Below are 1,749 nucleotides of genomic sequence, written 5' to 3'. Positions count from 1 at the left end.
GGGTATTGCTGAAGGGGAATGCTCACCTTCCGCCGCGCTCTCGCCTTCGTGCTCCTGGCCACCGGTTGCTCGCACATGTCCTTCGACAAGGCCAGCGAGCTGGACACCGTGCAGGCCTACCAGGACTTCCTGCGTGAGAACCCGGAGGATCCCGAGGCCCTGACGGCCCAGGGGCGCATCGAAGGGCTGGAGTTCGACGAGGCGAAGCGGCTGCACTCGGTCATCGCCTACAAGCGCTTCCTGGAGACGTACCCGGACGCGCCGCAACAGCAGCGGGTGAAGTCGCTGCTGGAGGGCCTGCGCTTCAACGCGGCGAAGGAGGCGGACACGGAGGCCGGGTGGCGGCAGTTCCTCGCCGAGCACCCCGACGGCACCCACCGCGACGAGGCGCGCACCCGGCTGCAGGCGGCGCAGGAGCGCGACGTCCAGTCGACCACGGACCTCAAGCGCGTGTCCCAGCTCCTCCAGGGCGAGGCCGCCGGCGCGCGCCGCGAGGAGCTGGAGCGCAAGCTGGACGACGAGTCCTTCGCCCAGGCAAAGGACGCCGGAAAGCTCTTCGCCTACCTGCGCGACTTCCCCGCGGGCGCGCACCGCGAAGAGGTCCGCGTCAAGCTGCTGGAGCTGGAGGTGGAGGGACTGCTCGTCTCCGGGCTGGTGGACGAGGCCGAGGCGAAGGTGAAGGTCCACCCGCTGGGGCCGAAGCTGACGGGCTTCCCCACGCGCCTGGCCCGCGCCCGCGAGGAGCAGGGCGCTCTCTCCCGCACAGAGCCCGCCGTTCGCGCGATGCAGGCGGGTCACTACCTGCGCGACCTGGAGGACCTGAAGCGCGCGCTCGTGGCGCCGGATCCGCTGGACCGCTGGCAGGCGGCGGAGGAGCTGGGCCAGCACGTCTCCGTGCGCGCGGTGGATCCGCTACTGGAGGCGCTGCGCACGGCGCGCAACCCGCTGATCCGCCAGAACGCGCTGTCGTCCCTGCGCTCGGTGCTCTCCTCTCTGCCCGCCCCCGTGGCCGGCTACGAAATCGCCGTGCGGCTGGAGTCCCTGCGCGAGCGCGCCAGCAGCCCGGAGCTCTACATCACCGTGGCGGCGCTCCTGGACCTGAGCGGCCAACTGGAGCAGGCCGCCAGCCAGTACCAGCGCGTCTATGAGTCCGGCGGCACGGATCCGGTGGTGCTCTGGCGCTGGGTGCAGCTGCGCGAGCAGCGCCGCCAGGCGTTCTCCGCGGCGGTGGCGGCCCGGCAGCTCGCGGTGTGGGCCCAGACGACCGCGCGCGAGGAGCTCGTGTCCGCGGAGGGTGGGGTGCCCCTGGCATCGGCCCGCCAGCTCTGCGCGGCGGTGGTGGACGCGCGCTTCGCGGCCCAGGCCATCGCCCGGGTCCGCAACGAGAAGACGGAGTTCCCCGAGGACATGGACACCTTCGAGCGCACCGCCCAGGACGCGGTCCGCCTGGCCGAGGCGAAGCTCGCGGACGCGGAGCTGCTCCTGCGCCAGCAGCACCCCGGCGTGCGCACCTGCGCGGATCAACAGGTCGCCGAGCGCCTGTCGCAGGGAGTGAAGGAGCGCACCCAGGCGCTCCAGCAGGCGACGAGCGCGAAGCTGCCCAAGCCCGTGGGCACGCTGCTGCTGGAGCTGGCCCGCGAGCGCGATCCCTCCCCGGAGGTCCGCGCCGCGGCGGCCTCCCGGTTGGCTGGATCCACCCCTCCCTGAGACGGACTGGCGGACCCGACGGCGGCGGTTAGAGTCCCAGCC

At 72.7% G+C, this 1,749-nt stretch carries 1 protein-coding gene; it reads left to right on the top strand.

The window, feature by feature from the left end; genetic code table 11:
• Window positions 1–18: 18 nt before the first annotated feature.
• The gene (locus D7Y15_RS43360) at window positions 19–1,707 is read left to right on the top strand and encodes a HEAT repeat domain-containing protein (RefSeq protein ID WP_121756206.1); all 1,689 of its coding nucleotides are present in this window, start codon (window positions 19–21) and stop codon (window positions 1,705–1,707) included.
• Window positions 1,708–1,749: the final 42 nt, after the last annotated feature.

This window comes from Corallococcus sp. AB030, from assembly GCF_003668965.1.
Lineage (GTDB): Bacteria > Myxococcota > Myxococcia > Myxococcales > Myxococcaceae > Corallococcus > Corallococcus exiguus.
The sequence above is the reverse complement of the archived record's forward strand: the minus strand, read 5'-3'. Positions and strand labels throughout refer to the sequence as shown.

What these genes read in the sequence shown, in the direction of transcription:
- D7Y15_RS43360 (WP_121756206.1), top strand. Translation starts at nt 19, where the DNA reads ATGCTCACCTTCCGCCGCGCTCTCGCCTTCGTGCTCCTGGCCACCGGT.